A 5,174-nucleotide genomic window follows, 5' to 3' on the forward strand; every position below is an offset into this window, starting at 1 on the left:
TCTTCACCCTGATCCTGGGCACGGCGGCGGGATTGATCGCCGGCTATTTCGGCGGCGTCACCGACACGGTGCTGTCGCGCTTCCTCGACATACTGTGGGCGTTCCCCATCTATCTGCTGGCGATTTCGCTCTCCATCGTCACCATCGCGCATGGCATCACGATCGGACCGATCCAGATCGAGTCCGGCAGTTTGTGGCTGCCTGTCATCATCATCGGCATCGTCTACGTGCCCTACGTGGCCCGCCCAATACGCGGGCAGGTTCTGGCGCTGCGCAAGAGCGAGTTCGTGCTGGCCGCGATCAATCTGGGCGTGCCGGGGTGGCGCATCCTGTGGCGCGACATCCTGCCCAACGTCACCACCACGCTAATCGTCTTCGTGCCGCTGATGATGGCGCTGAACATGCTTACCGAATCAGCCCTTTCCTTCCTTTCGATCGGCGTGCAGCCGCCGGCCGCGAGCTGGGGCACCATCATCCAGGACGGACAGGCGCTGCTTTACACCAGGCCATTGGTGGCGCTGGTGCCGGGCCTGGCGATCGCGGTTTCCGTCATGGCGCTCAATGTCTTCGGCGACGGCCTGCGCGACGCGCTCGATCCGCGCTCCAAGGTTCGGCTGGGGCGCGACTGATGATCTACGCAATCCTGCGCCGGTTCGGCCAGATGCTGTTCGTGATGTTCGGCATCTCGGTCATCGTTTTCTTGATTTTCTTCGCAACGCCGGGCGCCGACCCGGCTGCGCGCATCGCCGGCCGCAATGCATCGCCCGAAGTGCTGGAGGCGGTACGCCACAGCTTCGGCTTCGACCGGCCGCTCTACGTGCAATATGTGACGATGATGGAGAAGATCTTCGTCACCGGCGATCTGACCTCCTTCGTCAATCGTGGCTGGAAGGTGGTGCCGGCGGTCATGGATTCGATCCCGGTCACGCTCTCGCTGGTGTTCGGAGCGGCGATCCTGTGGGTGGTCGTCTCCATCGTCATCGGCATCGCCGCCGCCGCCACGCGCGGCAGCTGGCTGGACAAGCTGCTGATGGCGCTAGGGCTGCTCGGCATTTCCATGCCGGTCTACTGGCTGGGCGAGGTGATGAACCTGATCACCCAGAGCCGCTACCACGACAGCTGGGCGTTCTCCTGGGTGCCGCCGCTCGGCTACAAGAATTTCTCCGACGATCCGAAGGGCTGGTTCCTGACCCTGGTCATTCCGTGGATCACACTGTCCATTCTCTATATCGGTATTTACGGGCGCGTGCTGCGCGCGGCAATCATCGAATCCCTGCAGGAAGACTATATCCGCACGGCCCGGGCCAAGGGGCTGTCGGAGACCCGCATCCTGCTGCGCCATGCCTTGCGCACGTCGCTCATCGCATTCGTCACTCTGTTCGGCCTGGACTTCGGTGCGCTGGTCGGAGGCTCAGCCCTGCTGACGGAGGTGGTGTTCGGGCTGCACGGCATCGGCAAGCTCACTTATGACGCTCTGCAGAATCTCGATCTGCCGATGATCATGGCGACGGTGATGTATGCGTCCATGTTCGTGGTTATCGCCAATGCGGTCGTCGATTTCGTCTACATCCTTCTCGATCCGCGCCTGAGGACATCATGATACTGTCGGTGCGCGACCTCAGAGTTTCCTTCCGCACAAATGATGGCCTGGTGCGGGCCATCGATGGCGTTTCCTTCGACCTTAAGGAGAGCGAAATCCTCGGCGTCGTCGGTGAGTCCGGTTCCGGCAAGACCGTGTCGCTGCTGGCCGTCATGGGTCTCATCACCGATCCCAACGCCACCATCGAAGGGTCGATCCGCTACAAAGGCCGCGAACTCGTGGGACTGCCCGCGCGCGAGCTCAGGCGGCTGCGCGGCAACGAGATCGCGATGATCTTCCAGGATCCGATGACGGCGCTGACGCCTGTCTACACGATCGGCTGGCAGATCGCCGAACAGATTCGCGCGCATCGCAACATCAGCAAGTCCAAGGCGATGGAGCGCGTGGAGGAACTGCTGGCCGAGGTGAATTTTCCCAACCCGCACGAGGCGATGTCGCGCTACCCGCACCAACTGTCCGGAGGCATGCGTCAACGGGCGGTGATCGCAATGGCTTTGTCCTGCAATCCGGCGCTTCTGGTGGCTGACGAACCGACCACGGCGCTCGACGTCACCGTACAGGCCGGCATTCTCGATCTGGTGCGCAAGCTGCGCGCGACGCACAAGTCGGCGGTCGTCTTCATCACACATGACATGGGCGTGGTCTCCGAACTCGCCGACCGGGTCATGGTCATGTATGCCGGCCGCGTGGTGGAGCGCGGCAGTCGCATGGAACTGTTTTCCGATCCACGACACCCCTATACGCGCGCGCTGCTGGGTTCGATCCCGCCGCTGACCGGCGAAAAACCACGGCGCTTGCCGGCCATTCCCGGTTCGCCGCCGTCAATGCTGCGATTGCCGCAGGGCTGTGCGTTCGGTCCGCGGTGCCCGGTTCACTACGAGCCCTGCCAGGCCGGCAAGCCCGACCTCGGGAGCGGCACCCATGCCGCGGCATGCTTCAGGGTGGCACAGGCATGAGCGGACCGATGATCGACAAGAACCGCCCAATCCTCGAGACGCGTTCGCTGGGCAAGCGCTTTTCCATCGGCAGCCGTTTCTCCGCCGAAGGCAAGCGAACCGTTCATGCGGTCGACAATGTTTCCCTGACCGTGTGGCGCGGCGAGACGGTCGGGCTGGTCGGCGAATCCGGATGCGGCAAGTCCACGCTGGCGCGTTGCCTGGTGAGGCTCTACGACATATCGGACGGCGAGCTTCTGTTCGAAGGCAACGACATAACCTCCAAGTCGCTGTCCGAACTCAGGCCGCTGCGGCGCCGCCTGCAAATGGTTTTCCAGGACCCGTCGGCGTCGCTCAATCCGCGCCGGCGCGTCGGCGACCTGGTGGCCGAGCCGCTGCGCATCCATGGCAGGCTCTCGTCGAGCGAGATCACCAAACGCGTGGCGGAACTGTTCGACCTTGTCGGCTTGCTGCCGGATCACGTCATGCGGTTTCCGCACGAATTTTCCGGCGGACAACGCCAGCGCGTCGGCATCGCGCGGGCTATTGCCCTGAACCCGGACCTCGTGGTCCTGGACGAACCCGTCTCCGCGCTCGACGTGTCGGTGCAGGCACAAATCGTCAACCTGCTTGCCGATCTGCAGGAGAAGCTCAATCTCACGTACATCTTCATCGCCCACGACCTGTCGGTGGTGCGCCAGGTGTCGACCCGCATAGCGGTCATGTATCTCGGCTCGATCGTCGAAGAAGGGCCGGCGGAAGACGTGTTTGCAGCACCGGCCCATCCCTATAGCCAGGCGCTGATTTCGGCGGTTCCCGTCGTGGAGACGACGCCGGGTGGGACGCGCAAGCGCATCATCCTCACCGGCGACGTACCGAGCCCTCTGAACCCTCAACGGGCTGCCGTTTCCATCCCCGATGCCCAATCGCGGCGGAGCGCTGCCGTTCGGAGCGGCCACAGTTACGGGAATACCGACCCGGTCGCAAAGTCGCCTGCCACTTCCCGACAATGTAGGCGACACTCACCACCGCACGGGTGATCGCCTTCGCCTGACAGATTTCTAAAAGACTCCATTCTTTATCTGGAACCAACCGGCTGTTGGCGCGTTTGGTGGGGTTCGATCGAGCGCATTGCGGTCGACCGGGAGGAAACGATGGATCAATTGCATTTCTTTTCGCCCGTGCGGATTTCGCGCGGGCAGGGACACCCTGCGGAAGAAATCGATAGTGTTGCCGAAGCCATGATGTTCTTGCGGAAGTGGCCGACGGGACGGCGCGGTCCGGTTTATCAGTGCGCGCTGAATTGTTGCTCGGCCGCCTTGTCGGGCCAGATGTCGGCCGAGGAAGCAAGGAAAGCGTTCACCGGCTTTGCCCGCATCACGCGCCTTCTCGATGACGACATGGCGTTGCCGGTGCCCGGCGAAGGCGAGGCAAGGGTGCACGCGTTGCGGCGATAGGCTGTTGTCCTGACGGACCTACAAGGTCTCGCGCTGCAGCGGGGCGGGTCTTGTTGTGCAATGCGCTCGGTCTGGCGGGTCGAAAGTTCGTCTTGCGTGGCACACTTTCACAGCGGACGCTCGTCGTTCATGCTTACTTCAGTCACGAGCTTGCGGCGAAGCGCCATCGTGTAGTCGTCTGGCCCCTTCGGCGTCATGACGAAGGCCTGGGAACCGCCAATGACCGATCTGGCAAAATAGGATGCCAGAGGTTCGTCGGGATTCTCATCCTCCGTCGGGATGGCGATGGCATTGATCGTATATCCCTTGGCTATGGCGTTCGACCTGCTCGGCTGGACGGGAAGCCCGTCGTTGTTCTCGCCATTGGAGGAGATATCGATGACTTTCTTGGCCGCCTTTCCCGGAAACTGGTCGAGCAGGAGACTGCCGATGTCGATAGCCGAGGAAACGGATGTCCCGCCTCGCCCTCTGCGGATGAAGCCGGTATCGCCTTTCCTGCTGATCACCGCAGCCGCCGCTTTGGCATCTTCCAGTCCGCAGATGCTTGTCCACGGCAGCACGACGCGTGCGTGTCCGGGGCTCGACCATTCAAAATAGGCAACGCCGATGCAGCCGACATAATTCCGGCTGATGGCGGCGATGATCTCTGGCGAGGTGAGTGCCGCGGCATGTCCCTCGCGTTGCATATCGGCGATCTTCGGATCGATCGACGACGAGAAATCGACCGCGAACACGATAGCGACGTCAACGTTCGCGGCATGGGCAGAGATCGCCCAAAACATCGAAACTGCAAGTATCCCTGTCACTCTCGAGATTGAACCGGCCGACGTCAGAATGCCCCAACCTGTCGCCCGCACCCGTTCGCGAAAGGATAGGGGGCCGGCGTCCTGATGATATACACTGCCAAACATGTCATTCTCCATCTCGACATCCGGTCGTTTCAAAAAGCGGGCTCAACATGTGGAAATCTGGCGGATCGCCTTGGTACCCACGCCGAACAGCAGCAGATCGGCCTTGGTCCACAAGAGATAACAGCCGAGCAAGGTCAGTGGCATGGCGAGGGCCGCGAAGGAGCCGCCCGACCAGACCTCAGGCAAAGCACGGCCGAGGGCCACTGTCGTCGCCAGCATTGCAGGCAACCGGCTGGCGAGCACCGCACTGCGGAACGGATCGGGCCAAGCG

The 5,174-nt window shown here is 62.4% G+C and carries 5 protein-coding genes and 2 pseudogenes; 5 read left to right on the forward strand and 2 right to left on the reverse strand.

Features of this window, described 5'->3' with window-relative positions; translation table 11 throughout:
* The 5 genes and pseudogenes from EN964_RS23595 to EN964_RS23615 all read left to right on the forward strand — a co-directional run.
* Positions 1 to 629: ABC transporter permease (locus EN964_RS23595; protein ID WP_164760369.1), on the forward strand; the 629-nt coding region annotated here is incomplete at its 5' end.
* Positions 629 to 1,600, forward strand: coding sequence for an ABC transporter permease (locus EN964_RS23600; RefSeq protein WP_127267730.1), 972 nt, complete (start codon positions 629 to 631; stop codon positions 1,598 to 1,600). The genes EN964_RS23595 and EN964_RS23600, both read left to right, overlap by 1 nt.
* Positions 1,597 to 2,556, forward strand: a complete 960-nt coding sequence (locus tag EN964_RS23605; RefSeq protein ID WP_127267729.1) for an ABC transporter ATP-binding protein — start codon at positions 1,597 to 1,599, stop codon at positions 2,554 to 2,556. Before EN964_RS23600 ends, EN964_RS23605 begins: the two co-directional genes overlap by 4 nt.
* An 8-nt stretch (positions 2,557 to 2,564) precedes the next feature.
* Positions 2,565 to 3,550, forward strand: a pseudogene (locus tag EN964_RS23610) (ABC transporter ATP-binding protein).
* Between the two features lie 139 nt (positions 3,551 to 3,689).
* Positions 3,690 to 3,992 (forward strand): DUF982 domain-containing protein, encoded by a 303-nt coding sequence (locus tag EN964_RS23615; RefSeq protein WP_127267728.1) that lies wholly within the window; start codon positions 3,690 to 3,692, stop codon positions 3,990 to 3,992.
* 107 nt (positions 3,993 to 4,099) lie between these two features.
* On the opposite strand, the gene EN964_RS23620 is transcribed toward EN964_RS23615, so the two are convergent.
* Both EN964_RS23620 and EN964_RS23625 read right to left on the reverse strand, forming a co-directional pair.
* Positions 4,100 to 4,903 (reverse strand): DUF1194 domain-containing protein, encoded by an 804-nt coding sequence (locus tag EN964_RS23620; protein WP_127267727.1) that lies wholly within the window; start codon positions 4,901 to 4,903, stop codon positions 4,100 to 4,102.
* Between the two features lie 42 nt (positions 4,904 to 4,945).
* Positions 4,946 to 5,174: pseudogene (locus EN964_RS23625) on the reverse strand (hypothetical protein); the annotation flags it as partial.

The organism is Mesorhizobium sp. M7A.F.Ca.CA.001.10.2.1, assembly GCF_003998575.1.
Lineage (GTDB): Bacteria > Pseudomonadota > Alphaproteobacteria > Rhizobiales > Rhizobiaceae > Mesorhizobium.